This window comes from Pseudonocardia sp. D17 (assembly GCF_036984265.1).
GTDB lineage: Bacteria > Actinomycetota > Actinomycetes > Mycobacteriales > Pseudonocardiaceae > Pseudonocardia > Pseudonocardia benzenivorans.
The window spans coordinates 21,176-36,132 of sequence record NZ_BPRG01000015.1; the positions used below are offsets into that span (position 1 = coordinate 21,176).

Consider the following 14,957-nt stretch of genomic DNA (forward strand, 5'->3'; position numbering starts at 1 on the left):
GCTCCGTCGGTAGAGTTCGCAAGTAGTGAATGGCTAGTAACTCCGGGAGTCGCCGTGGACGTCTGTGGGAGCACTGCACGACCGGTCGCGAGGTGCGGCTGATGCCGGTGCTGAGGACCGCGGTGGACACCGCGTCCGAGACCTACCAGAGCAACCGCAAGTACCAGCTCGAGATGATCGACCAGCTCAACGAGCAGCTGGAGCTGGTCATCGCGGGCGGCGGCGAGCGGTACATGCAACGCCATCGCGACCGCGGCAAGCTCCCGGTCCGTGAGCGGCTGGAGCTGCTGCTCGACCCGGACAGCCCCTTCCTCGAGCTCGCGCCACTGGCGGCCTGGGGCACCGACTTCACCGTCGGCGCGTCGGTGCTCACCGGCATCGGCGTGGTCGAGGGAGTCGAGTGCATGGTCATCGGCCACGACCCGACGGTCCGCGGCGGGGCGATGAACCCGTACTCCCTGCGCAAGACGCTGCGCGCGTTGGAGATCGCCCGGCTCAACCGGCTGCCGGTGATCAACCTCGTCGAGTCCGGTGGCGCCGACCTGCCCACGCAGGCCGACCTGTTCGTCCCGGCCGGGCGGATCTTCCACGAGCTCACGGAGCTGTCGTCGCTGGCGATCCCGACCGTGGCGCTGGTCTTCGGCAACTCGACGGCGGGCGGGGCCTACGTCCCGGGCATGTGCGACTACGCGGTGCTCGTCGACAACCGCGCCAAGGTGTTCCTCGGCGGTCCGCCACTGGTCAAGATGGCCACCGGCGAGGACGCCGACGACGAGTCGCTCGGTGGCGCGGACATGCACAGCCGCATCTCGGGCCTGTCGGACTACTTTGCCGTCGACGAGCTCGACGCGATCCGGCTGGGCCGCGAGATCATCTCCCGGATCAACTGGCACAAGCTGGGACCGGCGCCGGCCGCCGACCCGCTGCCGCCGCGCTACGACCCGGAGGAGATCCTCGGCATCGTCTCCTCCGACATCAAGGTCCCGTTCGACCCGCGCGAGATCCTCGCCCGCACCGTCGACGACTCCGACTTCGACGAGTACAAGCCGCTCTACGGGACGTCCCTCGTGACCGGCTGGGCGCAGATCCACGGCTATCCGGTCGGGATCCTGGCCAACCACCGCGGCGTGCTGTTCAGCGAGGAGGCCAAGAAGGCCAGCGAGTTCATCCTGCTCGCCAACCAGACCGACACCCCGCTGGTGTTCCTGCAGAACACCACCGGCTACATGGTGGGGACCGAGTACGAGCAGGGCGGGATCATCAAGGACGGCGCCAAGATGATCAACTCGGTCACCAACAGCGCCGTCCCGCACCTCACGATCAACATGAACTCGTCGTTCGGCGCGGGCAACTACGGCATGTCCGGCCGCGCCTACGACCCCCGGCTGATGTTCGCCTGGCCCGGCGCCAAGCTCGCCGTCATGGGTGCGGCGCAGCTCGCGGGCGTCATGTCGATCGTCGGGCGCGCCTCGGCCGCGTCGCAGGGCAAGCCCTTCGACGAGGAGGCCGACGCCAAGCGCACGGCGGCGATCGAGGCCCAGATCGAGGCCGAGTCGCACGCCTTCTACGTCACCGCCCGGCTCTACGACGACGGCATCGTCGACCCCCGGGACACCCGCACCGTGCTCGGGATGTCGCTGTCGGCCGTGCACTCCAACACGATCGCCGGCCGTCGCGGCTTCGGCGTCTTCCGGATGTGAGCCCGTCGATGTCCACGCAGAAGACCATTCAGAAGCTGCTCGTCGCCAACCGCGGGGAGATCGCCGCGCGGGTCATGCGCACCGCGCACCGCCTCGGCATCGCGACGGTCGCGCTGTTCTCCGACCCCGACGCCGACGCTCCCCACGTCCAGCTCGCCGACGAGGCGGTCCGGCTCCCTGGGGCCGCCCCGTCGGACACATACCTGCGGGCCGACCTGGTGATCGCCGCCGCGCAGGCCACCGGTGCCGACGCCGTGCACCCCGGCTACGGGTTCCTCTCCGAGAACGCCGGCTTCGCCCGCGACTGCGCCGCGGCCGGGCTGACCTTCGTCGGCCCGACGCCGGAGGCCATCGCGTCGATGGGTTCCAAGCTCGAGGCCAAGGCGCTCATGGAGGCCGCGGGCGTGCCGGTGCTTCCGGGCGCGACCGTCACCGACGAGACCGACCTGTCGGTCGAGGCCGACCGGATCGGGTTCCCCGTGCTGGTCAAGGCCGCGTTCGGCGGTGGCGGACGCGGCATGCGCATCGTCCACGACGCCGACTCGCTGCGGGAGGCGGTCGACGGCGCCCGTCGTGAGGCCGCGTCGGCGTTCGGCGACGGGACGGTGTTCCTGGAGCGCTACGTCGTCGACCCGCGGCACGTCGAGGTGCAGATCCTCGGCGACACCCACGGCGACGTCGTGCACCTGTTCGAGCGCGAGTGTTCCATCCAGCGCCGCTACCAGAAGATCGTCGAGGAGTCGCCGTCCCCGGCGGTCGACGACGCGCTGCGCGCCGAGCTGGGCGCCGCCGCCGTCGCCGCGGGCAAGGCGATCGGCTACACCGGTGCGGGCACCGTCGAGTTCGTGCTCGACCAGGACGGGCGGTTCTTCTTCCTGGAGGTCAACACCCGGCTGCAGGTCGAGCACCCCGTCACCGAGCTGGTCACCGGGCTCGACCTCGTGGAGCAGCAGCTGCGCGTCGCCGAGGGTGCGCCGCTGCTGCCGGAGGTCACCGGTGCCACGATCACCGGCCACGCGATCGAGGTGCGGCTCTACGCCGAGGACGTGGCGGCCGGCTTCCTGCCCGCGACGGGCACCCTGCACTCGTTCGCCATCCCCGCCGGTTCCGGCATCCGCGTCGACACCGGGTTCGTCGACGGCTCGGTCGTCTCGCCCCACTACGACCCGATGCTCGCCAAGGTGATCGCGCACGGGCCCACCCGTACCGACGCCGCCCGCGCGCTGGCCCGCGCGCTGGCGACCGCCCGCATCCACGGCGTCACGACGAACCGCGACCTGCTCGTCGGCATCCTGCGCGAGCCGGAGTTCCTCGCGGGCGGCACCGACACCGGCTACCTGACCCGCCACGACCCGGCCGCGCTCTCGGCGCCCGCCGGGGGGCTCGCGCGGCACGCCGCCGCGGCCGCACTGGCCGCCCAGGCCTCGAACCGGGCGAGCGCCCGGGTGCTGGCGGCGGTTCCGTCGGGCTGGCGCAACGTCGGCGGGGCGCCGCAGCGCGTGGCCTACACGGTGGGGGACACCGAGATCGAGGTCAGCTACCGGTACCGGCGCGGGGCGCTGGACGTCGAGGTCGACGGGGCGCGCCTGGGCACCGCCGTCGTCGCGACGGCCGGGCCCGAGGCCGTGGTCCTGGAGGTCGACGGCGTGCGCAGGCGCTACAGCGTCGTCCGGGCCGGGGGAACGTCGTATGTGGACGGTCCCGACGGTTCGGTCGCCCTGGCCGAGGTGCCGCGCTTCGCCGATCCCAACGCGTTCGCCGCCGCCGGCTCGTTGCTCGCGCCGATGCCCGGCGGGGTGGTGCGGGTCCTCGCCGAGGCAGGGGCCGAGGTCACCGCCGGGCAGCCGCTCGTCGTGCTGGAGGCGATGAAGATGGAGCACACCGTCGCGGCACCGGTCGACGGCGTCGTGTCGGAGATCCATGTGGCGCAGGGTGACCAGGTCGACACCGGGCAGGTGCTGGCGGTCGTGGAGGAAGTGGCCGCGGAGGCGACAGCAGGATGACCGGGCCGACTCGTGTCGTGAGTGGCGATGGTCGCTCCGGTGACCATCGCTGCTCACAGGGGGATGTTCGGTGACGGCCGGGCTCGTCGCGGCCGCGGCGGGGACGACCCTCGACGCACTGTACCGGCGCTCGATCCGCATCTTCGCCGACCGCACCGCGGTCACCACCGGTGACCCGGACGGTCCGGTGTGGACCTACCGCGAGCTGGGCGAGCGGGCCGGGCGGCTGGCGGCGGGCCTCGCCGCGAGCGGGGTCCGGCACGGCGACCGGGTCGCGGTGCTGTCGGAGACCCGGCCCGAGTTCGTCGAGCTCTACGTGGCGCTGGCGCGGCTCGGCGTCACCGCCATCACCCTCAACATCCGGTGGCACGCCGAGGAGATCGCGCACGCGGTCGGCGTGGCCCGACCCGTCGCGTTCGTGACGTCGGGGCTCGGGGCGGACCGGGCCGCGGCGGTGCGCGACCGCTGCCCGTCGGTGCGGCACTGGTACTGCATGGACGACACCGGCGACGCCGCCGGCTTCGAGCCCTACTCCGCGCTGCCCGCCGACGGCGACGTGCCGGCCGACGTCGCACAGCCCTCCGACGTGCACAACGTGCTCTACACCTCCGGCACCACCGGCCGGGCCAAGGGCGCCATGATCACCCAGCAGGCGGCGGCGATCCGCGCGCTGCGGCTGGCGCAGTGGTACTCGCTCACCCCCGACGACGGGTTCGTGGGCTGGCTGCCGCTGTTCCACACCGGCGGCGACGAGTCGCTCAACGCCACGCTGCTCACCGGCGGCATCTTCTGCGCCCTGGCCACCGCCCACACGGAGACGATGTTCGCGGCCGTCCAGCGCCACCGGCTGACGTGGACGCTGCTGCTGCCCGGCGTGATCACCGATGTGCTGCACCACGAGCGCCGCACCGACTACGACCTGTCGACGCTGCGGTTCGTGATCGGGTACGCCAACATGATGCCGACGGTCGTCAAGGAGCTGACGGCGGCGCTCGACGTGGACTTCAACGACGCGTTCGGCCAGACCGAGACCAGCTACGTCCTCGCGCACGGCTGGAGCGGGCCCGGCGAGGACCCGCACCTGCGCAAGATGCCGACCCCGCTGATGGAGGTCCGGATCGTCGACGCCCAGCTGCAGGAGACGCCCGTCGGGGTTCCGGGGGAGTGCGTCGTGCGCGGCCCGACCACGATGGCCGGCTACCTCGACGACCCCGAGGCCACCGCCGAGGTGTTCGCGGGCGGCTGGCTGCACACCGGCGACGTCCTCGTCCGGCACGACGACGGCACGCTGTCCTACGTCGACCGGGCGAAGTACCTGATCAAGACCGGTGGCGAGAACGTCTACCCGGCCGAGGTGGAGCAGGCGATCGCGGGCCACCCCGGGGTCGAGGAGGTCTGCGCCTACGGGGTCCCCGACCCGCGCTGGGGCGAGACCGTCAAGGTCGTCGTGGTACGCGCCCCCGGGGCCGACGTGAGCGGCGAGGAGGTCGTCGCCTGGTGCCGCGACCGGCTCGCGGCGTTCAAGCGGCCGCACTTCGTGGAGTTCGTCGACGCCGCCGAGCTCCCGCGCAGCACCACCGGGAAGCTACAACGTCATCTGCTCGCCGAACGCGGCGCGGACGAGAAGGAGCGGGTGTCGTGACCGACCGCCACGTGGACGTGAAGGACGAGGGCCGGGTCCGGATCCTGACGATGGACCGGCCCGACCGGCGCAACGCGCTGACCCCGCAGACCGTGGGGGAGATCGAGGAGGCCCTGCGCGACGCCGCGGAGGGCTCCACGATCGGCGCGGTCGTGCTGACCGGCGCGGGCGGGCACTTCTCCGCGGGCGGGGACGTCGACCACATCCTCGGCGCCATCTCCGGTGAGGACACCGCGCTGCTGACGATGATGCGCGCGTTCCACCGGGTCGTCGTCGAGATCTGGGAGTCGCGGCTGCCGGTGGTCGCGGCGGTGTCCGGGGTCGCCTACGGCGGCGGCATCAACCTGGCCCTGGCCTGCGACCTCGTCGTGATGTCGGCCGAGGCGCGGCTGTGCGAGGTGTTCGCCAGGCGTGGCATCGTCCCCGACGTCGCCGGCGCCTACCTGCTGCCGCGGATCGTCGGGGTGCACCGGGCCCGCGAGCTGATGCTGCTGGCGCCGGAGATCGACGCCGCCCGCGCCCTCGAATGGGGCATCGCGAACATCGTCGAGCCCGACCCGGACGCCGCGCTCGCGACGGCCGTGGCGAAGGCCGCGGAGCTCGCGTCGATGCCCGACTACACCGTCGCGCTGACGAAGAAGCTCGTGAACCACAGCCTGGACAGCGACCTGCGCAGCTCGTTGGAGCTGGAGGCGGTCAGCCAGGCGGCCGCACTGCGGTCGAAGGCCGCCACCGAGGGTTTCGAGGCGTTCCGGCAGAGTCGCCGGAGGACGGAGGATCGTCGATGAACATCGCGATGCTGTTGCGCCGCAGCGCGTCCGACCATGCCGAGCGGATCGCGACGGGGCTGGACGACGTCACGCTCACCTACCGCGAGTTCGCCGAGACGGGAGCCCGGTTCGCGACGCACCTGCTCGGCGAGGGGCTGCAGCCCGGCGAGCGCGTCGGGTTCTTCCTGCCCAACACGCTCGACTACCTACCGGGCCTGCTCGGTGTGTGGCAGGCGGGCGGTGTCGGCGTCCCGCTCAACTACCTGTTCCCGGACGCGCCGCTGCGGCACGCGATCCTCGACTCGGGCGCGACGGCCGTCGTCGCGCTGCCCGGCGACGTGGCGCGGCTGCAGAACCTGCTCGGGGACGCGCCCGTCCGGCTGCTCACGACCGGGCCCGACGGGAGCTTCACCGCGGCGGTCGCGGCGAGCGAGCCGGCCACCGACGTCGTCCCGCGCTACGACGACGACGACGCGCTGATCATGTACACCTCCGGTTCGACGGGGGTGCCCAAGGGCGTGCGGCAGACCCAGCGCAACGTCACCGCGCAGGTCGAAGCCGTCATCGACTGGTACGAGCTCACCGGCGACGACCACGCGCTCAACTGCATGCCGCTGTTCCACGTGGGCGGCCTGCACCTGGTCAGCCTGCCGACGCTGCTGCGCGGGGGCCGGATCACGTTCATGGGCAAGTGGGACCCGCTGGTGTGGCTCGACCTCGCGACGACCCTGCGTCCCACCTACGGCGGCCTGATCTCGACGATGCTGATCGACGTCGGCAACCGGACGGTCGGCTCGCCGGTCGTGCTCGACTCGTTCCGCATCTGCATGTTCGGCGGCTCCAGGACGCCCAACACCCCGATCGAGCGGCTCGCCGAGGGCACCGGCATCCACGGCGTGGAGATCTACGGGCAGACCGAGCAGAACGGGCTGGCGATCAGCTACCGGCCGGGCGAGCAGCGCCGGACCGGCTCCATGGGACGGCCGCTCTCCCAGGTCGTGCAGACCCGGCTCGTCCCACCGGCGGGTGGCCCCGACATCGAGCCGGGTTCCGGCGAGGTGGGTGAGCTGTGGGTGCGCGGCGACGCCGTCACACCCGGCTACTGGAACCGGCCCGACCTCGAGCCCGGCGCCAGCTCGGAGAAGTGGTCCGACGACGGCTGGTTCCGCACCGGTGACCTCATGTCCGCCGACGCCGACGGCTACCTCTACTACGTCGACCGGATCGACGACATGATCATCTCCGGCGGGGAGAACGTGTTCCCGCAGATGGTCGAGGAGCACCTCGCGGCGTGCCCCGACATCGCCGAGGTCGCCGTCATCGGCACGGCGCACGAGCGCTGGGTCGAGCAGGTGACGGCGATCGTGGTGCCCGCCAAGGAGGGCGTCACCGCCGAGTCGATCGCCGAGTGGGCCTCGACCCACCCCGACCTGCGCGGGATCCACCGTCCGCGGCGCATCGAGATCGTGGATGCCTTGCCGCGCACGGGTTCCGGCAAACTCAACCGCCCCGAGCTGCGCAAGGAGTTCCCGTGACCGGACCGGTCCACTACGAGGTCGAGGACGGCGTCGGCTGGCTGACGATCGATCGGCCCGAGGCCCGCAACGCGCTGTCGAAGGCGGTGCGCGACGGGCTCTGGGACGGCATCCGGACCTTCAACGACGACGACTCGGCCAAGGTCCTCGTCCTCACCGCCACGGGCGCGAAGGCGTTCTGCGCGGGCGGTGACCTCAAGGAGATGGCGGAGACCTCGCTGCAGGTCCCGCCGCCGGACTTCCTGCCGCAGTTCGGCCGCAACATCGACGTCCCGAAGCCGACGATCGCCGCGGTCAACGGGGTCGCGTTCGCGGGCGGCTTCCTGCTGGCCCAGCAGTGCGACCTCGTGGTGGCCGCCACGCACGCCACGTTCGCGGTCAGCGAGGTCAAGGTCGGTCGTGGGTCGCCGTGGGCGGCGCCGCTGTCGTGGCTGGTGCCGCCGCGGCTGGCGCTGGAGATCCTCATGACCGGCGACCCCGTCGACGCGCACCGGGCCCGTGAGCTCGGCCTGGTCAACCACGTCGTCGACCTCGCCGATCTCCGGGACCACACGCAGAACCTCGCGAAGCGGATCGCGGCCAACGCGCCGCTGTCGGTGCTCGCGAGCAAGCGCACCGCCTATCTGTCGGCGCAGCTGCCGATGGAACAGGCCTACGCCAGGGCCGAGGAGATCTGGGAGCCGGTGTACATGTCCGCCGACGCCCAGGAGGGCCCCGCGGCGTTCCGTGAGAAGCGCACCCCGCAGTGGAAGGGACGGTAGGCCATGCCCGTGTCGATGGACGCGCTCGCCGACGACATCACGGCCGAGACCGCGGTCCTGCGCGAGATCCTCACCGGACTGTCGGAGCCGGACTGGCGACGTGACACCCCCGCCGTCGGCTGGACCATCGCCGACCAGGTGAGCCACCTCGCGCACTTCGACGCCACGGCGGTGAAGTCGGCCGTCGACCCGGACGGGTTCCGCGCCGACCTGGAGAACTCCCCGCCGATCGACCCCGACGCCGTCGCCCTGCAGTACCGCGACCTCACGGGCGCGGAGATGCTGCGCTGGTTCGACGGCGAGCGCACCCGGCTGATCGAGACCTTCCGCGGGCTCGACCCGGCCCTGCGGGTCCCGTGGTACGGGCCGCCGATGAGCGCCGCGTCGTCGTTCACCGCCCGGCTCATGGAGACCTGGGCGCACACCCAGGACATCGCCGACACCGTCGGCGTCACGCGTGAGCCGTCGGCCCGGCTGCGCCACGTGGCCCACATCGGCATCGGTGCCCGCGCCTACAGCTACGCGGTGAACGGCGTCGCGATGCCCGAGGCGCCCATCCGGGTGGAGCTCGCGGCGCCGGACGGCTCCACGTGGACGTGGGGCCCCGAGGGCGCGGCCGACCGGGTCACCGGACCGGCCCTGGACTTCTGCCTGGCGGTGACCCAGCGCCGACACCGCGACGACACCGCGTTGCAGATCACCGGTCCGGTGGCCAACGAGTGGATGTCGTTCGCGCAGGCCTTCGCCGGTGCTGCGGGCACCGGCCGCAAGCCGGGACAGTTCGCATGAGCACGCCGCGCAGGCCGATCGTCATCGGCAACATCTCCGGGTTCTACGGCGACCGCATCAACGCCGCGCGCGAGATGGTCGAGGGCGGGCCCGTCGACGTCGTCTGCGGCGACTACCTCGCCGAGCTGACGATGCTGATCCTCGCCAAGGCGCAGGCCAAGGACCCCGCGCTCGGCTACGCCAGGACGTTCCTCACCCAGGTCGAGCAGATCCTCGGGACCTGCCTCGAGCGCGGCATCAAGATCGTGTCGAACGCCGGGGGGCTCAACCCCGCCGGGCTGGCCGACGCGATCCGGGAGGTGGCGGCCAAGCTCGGTCTCGACGTCGCCGTCGCCCACGTCGAGGGCGACGACCTGCGTGGCGACCTGGGCGCGATCGTCCCGCCGGTCGCCGGGAAGCCCGTGTCGGCCAACGCCTACCTCGGGGGCTGGGGCATCGCCGAGGCCCTCGGCGCGGGGGCCGACGTCGTGGTCACCGGGCGGGTCACCGACGCCTCGTTGGTGGTGGGGCCCGCGGCCTGGTGGCACGGTTGGGGTCCGACCGACTGGGACGCGCTCGCGGGCGCGGTGGTGGCCGGGCACGTGATCGAGTGCGGGCCGCAGGCCACCGGCGGCAACTACGCGTTCTTCTCCGAGGTGACCGACCGCCGCTACCCCGGCTTCCCCATCGCCGAGGTGGCCGCCGACGGCTCGACCGTGATCACCAAGCACCCCGGAACAGGCGGCCTGGTCTCCACCGGGACCGTCACCGCGCAGCTGCTCTACGAGATCCAGGGCCCGGCCTACCTCGGCCCCGACGTCACCACCCACTTCGACACGATCACCCTCGAGCAGGAGGGCGAGCACCGGACCCGCATCTCGGGGGTCCGCGGCAGCGCGCCGCCGGACACCCTGAAGGTCGCGCTCAACGACAACGGCGGCTACCGCAACTCGATGACCATGGTCCTCACCGGCCTGGACATCGAGGAGAAGGCCGCCTTCGCCGAGGAGATGCTCTTCGAGATCCTGGGTGGGCGCGACCGGTTCGCCGAGGTGGACGTCAGGCTGCTGCGCTTCGACCAACCCGACGCCCCCACGAACGAGCAGGCGACGGCGCACCTGCGGGTCACGGTCAAGGACCAGGACCCGCGGCTGGTCGGCCGCGCGTTCTCCAACGCGACGATGGAGCTCGCGCTCGCCGGCTACCCCGGCTTCCACACCACGACCCCGCCCTCCAGCGAGTCGGCGTTCGGCATCTACCGGCCCGCCACCGTCGCGCGCAGCGCCGTCACCCAGACGGTGGTGCTGCCCGACGGGACGCGGCGGGTCGTCGCCGACCCGCCGACCGGGCCCGCGGACGTCACGGCGCCCACCGGGGCCGCGGCCGGCGCCCGCCCGGGCAGCGGCGCGGTGCCCGACGGCCCGACCCGGCGGGTGCCGCTGGGGACGGTGTGCGCGGCGCGCTCCGGGGACAAGGGCGGCAACGCCAACATCGGCCTCTGGGCCCGCGACGACGCCGGGTACGCCTGGATGGCGGCCCACCTCGACGTCGACACGATCCGCGGGCTGATCGGCCCCGAGGCCGCCGACCTGCGGATCGAACGGTTCGAGCTGCCCAACCTGCGAGCGCTCAACGTGGTGGTGCACGGGATCCTGGGCGAGGGCGTCGCCTCCACGACGCGACCGGACCCGCAGGCCAAGGGCCTGGGCGAGTACGTGCGCAGCCGCCTCGTGGACGTGCCGGAGGCACTGCTGCAGGACTGACCGCGCGACCGGCGCGACCCCGCTCCTCGTCTCGAACATGTGTTCGATGTTAGCGGCGGGGTCCGACAGTTCCCGCCGGACCGGCTCAGGCCGGGCCGGCGGCCCGCCGCAACGGGCCGTCGACCCAGCGGTCGACGTCCCGGCGGTGACGCAGCCGTACGACGGGCAGCGCCGGCCTGCGGGTGGCCAGCGCCGTGATCCGCAGCGCCGTCTTGTGGTGGGTGTCCCAGGCCCACCGCACGATGTGCTCGCGGTCGGTGAGGATCGTCCGCAGCGGCGGCTCGACGTTGCCGTTCCAGAGGACCTCGCGGCCGAGCCGGCGCCGCATCGTGCGCACCGAGACCTGACGCATCACCGTCGCGCGGGGCAGGTCGAGCCAGACCATCAGGTCGGCGCGGTCGGCGAGCAGGTCACGGACGGCGGAGTACTGCCACTCGGTGACCCATGCCGGCTGCGCACTGAACGCCTCGACGTCGGCGACGAACGTCGGGATCCGGGTCCAGCCGGGGCCGTGGAACAGCGCGTCGATCTCGACGTGCGGTGCACCGGTCAGCGCGGCGATACGCGCGGACAGCGTCGTCTTCCCCGAGCCCGACGTGCCCGCGACCAGTACGCGGGCGGGTCGTGCGGGCAACGGGTCGGCGGGTCCCAGCTCCATCGGTCCCGCCCGGTCAGCGGCGGACGCCCGCGGTGTGGGCGAGCAGTGCGTCGGCGAGCGGGTCGACGACGGCCGCGGGCAGCGCGTGTCCCATGCCCGGGACGGTCGTCAGCTCGGCGCCGGCGATGCTGTCGGCGAGATGGCGGGCGTGCGGGGGCGGGTTGACGGGGTCGTCGGGCGCCTCGACGACGAGGGTCGGCACCGTCACGCTCCCGAGCTCCGCCGCGCGCTCCAGGCCGTCCTGGGCGGCCCTGGCGTGGGCACCAGGGGTGTCGGGCCGCCCCGTGTGCGCGATGACGCGGCGCTCGAGCTCACGGAACTCGTCGGGGTCGAAGGGGATCGTGGTGCCGTTGAGCAGCCGCCAGTGCTCCACGCGCCACGCGAGCTCGCCCGCGTCGTCGCGCGGGTCGTCGAACTCCTGCCACATCCGCAGCAGGGACAGGGACGGACCGGGCATGTCCGGCACGTCCCAGGCGTCGAGCGCGGCTGTGCAGAGCAGCGTCGCCGACAGCAGGCGGTCGGGATGGTCGAGCAGCAGGAGCTGGACGAGCGTGCCGCCCATCGACATCCCCACCACGTGCGCGCGTTCGACGTCCCAGGCGTCGAGGACGGCGACCGCGTCGTCGGCGAGATCGGCGACGGAGTAGGGCTGCTCGTCGAACGCCCAGGTCGAGCGGCCGGTGTCCCGGTGGTCGTAGCGGATCACGGGATGGTGCGCGGTGAGCCGGGCGAGCAGCGTCTCCGGCCAGGCGAGCCCGGAGGCGTTCGCGCCCATGATCAGCAGCAGCGGGTCGGCCCCGGCCGGCCCGGCCAGCCGTTCGGACCACAGCCGCACGCCGTCGGCGACGTCGACGAAACGTTCCACTCGCCCAGCCTGCCAACGGCTGTGCACGGCGCCGCAACCGGGACCCGGCGCGGACGAGCGAGCGGCCCGACGCGGCGGACGTGCCGCCGTGCCGGGCCGGAGCTCACTTGAGCGCGTCGAGCAGCGCCTGGCGCTGCCGGTCGCCCAGGCCCGCGGCCCGGCGGGACGCGTCGATGCCGGTCTTCTCCAGCAGCGCGCTGACCTTGGCGGGGCCGTAGCCCGGAAGGCTCTTCAGCAGGTCCGCGACCTTGGTCTTGCCGACGATCGCGTCGGACTTCGCGCGGTCGAGGACCGCGGGGATCGTCTCGTCGCCCCGGGCGATCGCGTCGCGCAGCCCCTTGCGGGCCGTGCGCGCGGCGGCGGCCTTCTTCAGGGCCTCCTGACGCTGTTCGGGAGTCAGCGTGGGCAGTGCCATGTGTCGAACTCCTCTACTCGGTGAAGTCCCCGTCCAGGTCGAACAGGGCTCATCTTCGCCGCACAGACTGGCAGAAGGGCCCGACGACGTACCGAGAACCCCTGCTCAGGTGCGATTCGCGGGCCTTCCGATGCGCTCAGCGGACGGATGCGGCCCGTCGCGCCACCCGACCGTGGGACGTCGAGCATCCCCAGGTCAGCGCGTCGCGGGCGGCTGCGGGCTGTCCGAGGCCGAGCACGAGGCCGCCAGCGAGACCGGAGCGGTGGACTGCGGGGTCGTCGTCGGCGCGGTCGTCGGCGCGGCCGAGCGGGTGGACCGCGACGTCGTGGGCGTCGTCGTCGGCGCGGGCAGCGGCTTCCCGTCGATCGAGGCGGCCACGACCTCGCGCATGTAGGACGGATCGGGCGCGCCCGGGTTGAAGTGGCCGTCGCGCTCGTTGGGGTCGGGCAGCGTGGGGTCGAACGTGACGCTGCTGAGGTTCACGCCCTTGTCGTCGATCAGCGACACGAGGTGCGGCAGCAGCGCCTGCGGGATGTTGGTGTCGATGTTCTGCGTGGCCACCTTCGCCACCGTCTGGAAGTTCGACAGCAGCGACGCCGGGCTCTTCTGGTCGAGCACCGCCTGGATCAGGCAGCGCTGCCGGCCCATCCGGTCGTAGTCGCTGGAGTCGCGGCGCGAGCGGGCGAACCAGAGCGCCTGCTCGCCGTCGAGCCGCTGGACCCCCGGCTGGATGTAGCCGTCGGGTCGGACGTGCCGGCCGTCGGGCAGCACGCCGCCGATGGGCAGCGGCACCGGGCCGACGTCGACGGTCACCCCGCCGAGCGCGTCGATGAGGGCGGAGAAGCCCTCCATGTCGACCTCGAGGAAGTAGTCCAGCGGCAGGTCCAGCATGTACGTCACCGACTGCATCAGCAGGTTGATGCCGGGGTCGGCGCTGGGGCCGGCGGGCGCGACCCCCGGGTTCTGGTGCGCGTAGGCGTACACGGCGTTGAGCAGGTAGTTCCCGGAGAGCGGGTCGCGCGGGTCGCGGAACCCGTTGGGGAAGCGCTCCGCCATCGGGGACCCCGGCGGGAACTGGGCACGCTGGATGTTGCGCGGGAGGCCGAACAGGATGGTCTTCGCGGTGTGCGTGTCGATGCTCGCGACCATCATCGTGTCGGTGCGGGTGCCCGTCCGGTCGGGCCCGGCGTCGCTGCCGATCATCAGGACGTTGAGCCGCGGCTTGTTGATGGCCTCCTCGGCGCTGGTCCCGCCGCCCTTGAACAGCTCGTTGAGCAGGTTGCGCTGGGAGTTCGCGATGTCGGCCGCGAAGCCGAAGGGCGCCGCCACCACCAGACACAACGCCACGACGACGAGCGTGCCGAGCGCCTGCTGGCCGGTCTTCATCCCGGGCGGGCGGGCCAGCGCCCACGTCCGCACGATGACGACGATCCAGCCCAGCGCGGCGGCCAGGACGACGACGGCGACCCCCGCCAGCACCCGCGCCGAGAGCGCCGACTCGATCAGCGTCGAGCGTCCGACGAGCGCGAGCGTGACCAGCGCCGCGATCGCCAGCAGGAAGACGGTGAGGATCGCCGTCCCGGCGCGGCGCCTGCCGAGGATGAGGTGCCCGGAGCCCGGGACGAGCGTCGACGCCGCGGTGATGCCGAGTGCGGCGCCGAGGCCGCGGCGGCGGCCGCCGGGGCCGGTCCGGGCCGGGGGCGTGCCTGCGCGCGCCGGCGGCCGGGTGGGACCGGCCCCGCGGAGCCGTTCCGGGCGGGCCGGGCGGTCGGCGTCGGGGCCGTCGCGGCGGGCGGGGCCGTCGGTGACGCGGGACGTCGGCTGGTCGTCGACGGCGGCCGCGCGGCCCCCTGGTCCGCGCCCGGGCGTGTCGGCACCGGTGTCGGTGCCGGAACCGTTGTCCGGGAGGACGGCGGCCCGGGAGAGCGCCGGGACGGTCGGGCGCGCGTCGTCGGCGCCCGGTAGTGGGCCGGGAGGGCGCTGTGGGCCGGGCCGGCGGCCGCGCCGCGCGGCGGCACCGGAGGGGCGGTTCGGCCCGTCGGCGCGGCGCGCCGGGGCGTCGGGCGGCCGCGGGGTG

The 14,957-nt window shown here is 73.1% G+C and carries 12 protein-coding genes; 8 read left to right on the forward strand and 4 right to left on the reverse strand.

Going from position 1 to position 14,957, the window contains the following annotated elements:
• Positions 1-101: 101 nt before the first annotated feature.
• The 8 genes from PSD17_RS02440 (at position 102) to PSD17_RS02475 (ending at position 10,942) form a co-directional block, all read left to right on the forward strand.
• A complete protein-coding gene (locus tag PSD17_RS02440; RefSeq protein ID WP_013673771.1) occupies positions 102-1,700 on the forward strand; it encodes an acyl-CoA carboxylase subunit beta in 1,599 nt (532 codons plus the stop codon).
• 8 nt (positions 1,701-1,708) lie between these two features.
• Positions 1,709-3,703 (forward strand): ATP-binding protein, encoded by a 1,995-nt coding sequence (locus tag PSD17_RS02445; RefSeq protein WP_339121244.1) that lies wholly within the window; start codon positions 1,709-1,711, stop codon positions 3,701-3,703.
• A gap of 70 nt (positions 3,704-3,773) precedes the next feature.
• Positions 3,774-5,345 carry a class I adenylate-forming enzyme family protein gene (locus PSD17_RS02450; protein ID WP_013673773.1) on the forward strand — a complete coding sequence of 524 codons (1,572 nt, stop codon included), beginning with the start codon at positions 3,774-3,776 and terminating at the stop codon, positions 5,343-5,345.
• Positions 5,342-6,133, forward strand: a complete 792-nt coding sequence (locus tag PSD17_RS02455) for an enoyl-CoA hydratase/isomerase family protein (protein WP_013673774.1) — start codon at positions 5,342-5,344, stop codon at positions 6,131-6,133. The genes PSD17_RS02450 and PSD17_RS02455 overlap by 4 nt, the downstream gene beginning before the upstream one ends.
• Positions 6,130-7,650, forward strand: coding sequence for a class I adenylate-forming enzyme family protein (locus PSD17_RS02460; RefSeq protein ID WP_339121248.1), 1,521 nt, complete (start codon positions 6,130-6,132; stop codon positions 7,648-7,650). Before PSD17_RS02455 ends, PSD17_RS02460 begins: the two co-directional genes overlap by 4 nt.
• Positions 7,647-8,411: an enoyl-CoA hydratase/isomerase family protein gene (locus PSD17_RS02465; protein ID WP_013673776.1), complete on the forward strand. Its 765-nt coding sequence runs from the start codon at positions 7,647-7,649 to the stop codon at positions 8,409-8,411. Before PSD17_RS02460 ends, PSD17_RS02465 begins: the two co-directional genes overlap by 4 nt.
• 3 nt (positions 8,412-8,414) lie before the next feature.
• The gene (locus PSD17_RS02470) at positions 8,415-9,200 is read left to right on the forward strand and encodes a TIGR03084 family metal-binding protein (protein ID WP_013673777.1); all 786 of its coding nucleotides are present in this window, start codon (positions 8,415-8,417) and stop codon (positions 9,198-9,200) included.
• Complete coding sequence (locus tag PSD17_RS02475; protein WP_339121250.1) at positions 9,197-10,942, forward strand: acyclic terpene utilization AtuA family protein; 1,746 nt, start codon at positions 9,197-9,199, stop codon at positions 10,940-10,942. The genes PSD17_RS02470 and PSD17_RS02475 overlap by 4 nt, the downstream gene beginning before the upstream one ends.
• 85 nt (positions 10,943-11,027) lie before the next feature.
• On the opposite strand, the gene PSD17_RS02480 is transcribed toward PSD17_RS02475, so the two are convergent.
• The 4 genes from PSD17_RS02480 to PSD17_RS02495 all read right to left on the reverse strand — a co-directional run.
• Positions 11,028-11,600 carry an AAA family ATPase gene (locus tag PSD17_RS02480; protein ID WP_339121251.1) on the reverse strand — a complete coding sequence of 191 codons (573 nt, stop codon included), beginning with the start codon at positions 11,598-11,600 and terminating at the stop codon, positions 11,028-11,030.
• Between the two features lie 13 nt (positions 11,601-11,613).
• Positions 11,614-12,465, reverse strand: a complete 852-nt coding sequence (locus PSD17_RS02485) for an alpha/beta fold hydrolase (RefSeq protein WP_339121253.1) — start codon at positions 12,463-12,465, stop codon at positions 11,614-11,616.
• Between the two features lie 103 nt (positions 12,466-12,568).
• The gene (gene mihF / locus PSD17_RS02490) at positions 12,569-12,880 is read right to left on the reverse strand and encodes an integration host factor, actinobacterial type (protein ID WP_339121254.1); all 312 of its coding nucleotides are present in this window, start codon (positions 12,878-12,880) and stop codon (positions 12,569-12,571) included.
• 195 nt (positions 12,881-13,075) lie between these two features.
• The coding region (locus PSD17_RS02495; protein WP_339121256.1) for an LCP family protein at positions 13,076-14,957 on the reverse strand (1,882 nt) is incomplete at its 5' end.